Source organism: Carboxylicivirga sp. (assembly GCF_982718395.1).
The window spans coordinates 1-3,199 of sequence record NZ_CEXQWX010000290.1; the positions used below are offsets into that span (position 1 = coordinate 1).

A 3,199-nucleotide genomic window follows, 5' to 3' on the forward strand; every position below is an offset into this window, starting at 1 on the left:
GCAACAACTTATTCATCTCCGCCAGGTTTACACCTGCTTCTTCCATCTCTGCAGCTGAGGGAATTTCAGGTAAGTGCTTATTGGCTTTAATAAAAGCTTCTACTTCTGTAAGGTCTTTTAATTGATAGTTCTCTTCGAACACAAAGTCAGCAGTATTGCCATTGGCGGTGTAGGTAATATTATTGGCGGCCAAGGTGCCGTTGAGTTGCATATCATCAATGCTGGCTAACGTTACTTCTATTTCATGGGCTTTGATATTGCCGTTGACGTCGAGTTTGGCTGAAGGGGTGGTGGTGCCGATGCCTAAATTACCACTTGGGGTAATCCTCGCTCTCTCCGACATTTCACTTCCACTATTGGTATAAAAAGTTAAGTATCCATAACCTCCATGATTAGCTATTCGAAAATCCTGATCATTATGCAATCCGATTAGTCCGCGAGGTGCTCCATCTGAAGAACGCCTGAACTGTAAATAGTTCTCAGAACCTGTATCTCCAATATCCAGGTTACCACCTACAACATGTAGCCTCGATTGCGGAGAGGTTGTACCAATACCAACATTTCCATACTTATTAATTCTAAGCCTCGAACTACCCCAATTTATTATATTATCTTTTCCTGTTGATGTAGGTGACACATAAAAGTCCATGGCACCACCATTACCTGTAAAAATAATTGCACCTGCTCCATTTGTATAACTTCCCGCATCGTTTGCATACTTAGCTACATTCGTTAAATATCCATCTCCATCTTTGTATGCATTAAATAATAACCCATGTTGCGCTCCCCAGCCAGTAACTGTTAGTTCTATTTGTGTTGCCGAAACATCACTTATCTTTAAGTTATTATTACATTGGATGCTTCCACTAAAGGTCCCATTCGTATTGAAAATGGCATATTTATTGGTAATTATCCGATGCCATGGATTCCAACTTCCATTCACATCATACCTTCCTCTTAACCAAAAAGCATTACTGCCTGCATAAGACGATCCAATCTGAAAATCACTATTTGAATTTACGCCAACATGTAAAATACTAGTCCAATCAGTGGGTCTGCCAATAGATGTATCTCTAGTCCTCCAAACCTTTAAAACATCTCCCTGAATATTCCCGTCAGTGCCGTTGACTGCATTAATATTAATTCCACCTATACAATCACATTGCCCCCAAGCAGCCCCACAAATCATTCCCATTAAAATTAAAGTAGTTAGTTTTTTCATTTTTTTTGTTTTAGTGCACTATGCCTGGTGTGCAGTGCATTTTATTTACAATTATTAATTTTCTTCTTTTCACTTTCTTTCGCGCCCCCTAGCTTCCCGAAGAATCGGGACAAGCTCTAAAAGGATATCAGCACGCAACTCCAAGCTGTAAATCAAAGCTCCTTTAGGGGTTTGGTGTCTTAACCAACTCCAATACCATCTTCCTCAATTCTTCCATCTCACCTCTTATTGCTCTCCTCTCATCACTCAACTCCTCAACCTTAAACTCTAAACTCATAACCTTCTCGTTATTCTCCTCTGTCTCCCGTCTTCGGTCCTCCGTCAACATCTCAATCTTCATCTCCTGCTCAATCGAATAAAGTGTCAACTCCTCCACCTTCATCAGCAACAACTTATTCATCTCCGCCAGGTTTACACCTGCTTCTTCCATCTCTGCAGCCGAGGGAATTTCCGGTAAGTGCTTATTTGCTTTAATAAAAGCTTCTACTTCAGTTAGGTCTTTTAATTGATAGTTCTCTTCGAAAACAAAGTCGGCGGTATTACCATTGGTAGTGTAGGTAATATTGTTGGCAGCCAAGGTCCCGTTCAATTGCATATCGTTAATGCTGGCAAGGGTTACTTCTATTTCTTGGGCTTTGATATTACCTGCTACGTCGAGTTTGGCTGAGGGAGTTGTTGTACCGATGCCAATTTTACCATCATGTTCTATTACTAAACGATCACTATTAGCAGTTCTAAATAAAATCCGCTGACCATATTGTGCTCCATATTCATTTCCGGCTTCAATTAATAATGTATTTGGCGTTCCAACTCCAGTTCCTCCATCCTTTTTTAACACAATTTTACCAAACCTCCGAACATCACCTTGTAAAAGTTTTAATCCTTGATCATCTGCATTCTGAACTTGTATGTTACCAGAATTTAGTGTTAGTTTCTCTGTTGGGTTTATTAAACCAATACCAACATTACCATTACCTTTTATTACAAACTTCTCCCAATTTGAAGCTCCAGCTACACCAACTTTTAAAAGGTAAGCATCTCTATTCACGGAGTAATTAAACCCCCGTATTGTTGCCAATACATCACCTGCATCTAGTTTATTGCCCCAAACATCTATTTTACCTATACTTCTAAAGGCAGTTGAATTTGCATTTTGAGACTGAGTTGTTAATCTAACATCAGTATAATTTGACGAGTTACCAATGGCAATATTTCCAGTTCCGTATTGCAGAGTTAAAATATCTTTTAGAACTCCATAACTATATAGACGAAGGTCTAGTGAGTTAGCTAACTTTCTCCAAAGCCACTTATTAACCCCATCAACTTTAATAATATTACTCATTTGTTTACTAGACTGGACATCTCTATAAAACCTATCACCACTAAAAGTCCATTCTCCTGTAATGTTTTCATTATTTGCGCTATTAGTCTGCCCCCAAACAGTCCCACAAACCAATCCCATTAAAATTAAAGTCGTTAGTTTTTTCATTTTTTCAGTTTTAGTGCGCTGTGCCTGGTGCACAGTGCATGCTATTTCAATTATTTACTTTCTTTTTTCACTTTCTGTCGCTCACCTCTGGCCTCCTGAAGAATCGGGACAAACTCTAAAGGGATATCCGTACACGATTCTTTAATTATCACCTTTATTATTTCTTTCGTAAGCATGAATTGCGCAGCAAGTCCTAATTCGTGTAATCCATGCAATTTGTGGTCAGTCATCCCCAAGCTGTAAATCAAAGCTCTTTAGGGGGTTTCTTTATCCAAATCATCGATTCAACAACTCCACTAACAAAGCCTCCATCTTTTTTAGACGTTCTTCCATTACTTCCGTCACCTTATCCATCTCACCTCTCATCGCTCTTCTCTCCTCACTCAACTCCTCAACCTTAAACTCTAAACTCTTAACCTTCTCGTTATTCTCTTCTGTCTCCCGTCTTCGGTCCTCCGTCAGCCCTTCAATCTTCTTCTCCTGCTCAA

The 3,199-nt window shown here is 39.4% G+C and carries 4 protein-coding genes; all 4 read right to left on the reverse strand.

Annotated features, from left to right (window positions below):
• On the reverse strand, positions 1-1,222 hold a 1,222-nt coding region (locus AC4MRQ_RS25375), incomplete at its 3' end, for an autotransporter outer membrane beta-barrel domain-containing protein (protein WP_491200533.1).
• 163 nt (positions 1,223-1,385) lie between these two features.
• Complete coding sequence (locus AC4MRQ_RS25380; RefSeq protein WP_491200534.1) at positions 1,386-2,711, reverse strand: hypothetical protein; 1,326 nt, start codon at positions 2,709-2,711, stop codon at positions 1,386-1,388.
• A gap of 50 nt (positions 2,712-2,761) precedes the next feature.
• On the reverse strand, positions 2,762-2,941 hold the full coding sequence (locus tag AC4MRQ_RS25385; RefSeq protein ID WP_491200535.1) for a hypothetical protein: 180 nt from the start codon (positions 2,939-2,941) through the stop codon (positions 2,762-2,764).
• Between the two features lie 46 nt (positions 2,942-2,987).
• Positions 2,988-3,199: hypothetical protein (locus AC4MRQ_RS25390; protein WP_491200536.1), on the reverse strand; the 212-nt coding region annotated here is incomplete at its 5' end.